This window comes from Latilactobacillus graminis DSM 20719 (assembly GCF_001436415.1).
GTDB lineage: Bacteria > Bacillota > Bacilli > Lactobacillales > Lactobacillaceae > Latilactobacillus > Latilactobacillus graminis.
In genome coordinates, this window is the sequence record NZ_AYZB01000036.1 from 1 (window position 1) to 530 (window position 530).

At 38.9% G+C, this 530-nt stretch carries 1 pseudogene; it reads right to left on the bottom strand.

The window, feature by feature from the left end:
• Window positions 1-500 (bottom strand): annotated as a pseudogene (locus FC90_RS06525) (hypothetical protein); the annotation flags it as partial.
• Window positions 501-530: the final 30 nt, after the last annotated feature.

The following is a 530-nucleotide window of genomic DNA, read 5'->3' on the forward strand; positions in this document are numbered from 1 at the left end:
TGTGGTGTGTTGCCTGTTTCAACATCAGATTTGTGCAAACGCACGCGTCCTTGCTTAATAACATGAACACTCAAATATGTGCTTGTTGGATCACTTACACGACCAACCATAACACCTTGCACACCAGGTTTCGTATAAATCATTGGTGCACCACGATATGAGTCTGGAATATTATAGTCGAAACTTACTTGACCATCTTTAGAATCTCTTGTTGCTGTCAGAGTAACATTATTACCTGATTTTCGAACCTGTACTCCAGCAGAATTAATAGTGGCACCGTCTTTATAGTTACTGAATGTGCCCTTTGAATCTGTAATAGTTACTGGTTTATTCAAATATAAAGTAATGGCCTGTGCGTCAAATGAAGGTCTCTCATAGAACCTATTTACCTGAGCCATAACATTTGCTTTGAAGCTAGCATAGTTACCTGGTGTAACCGCAGAAGTAAGAACATTTCCTTGTTCTTCCCAGAGCATATTTTGCGTTAACCATTCTGTCATTAATGATTGGTTCGTATAGTAACCGTAGTA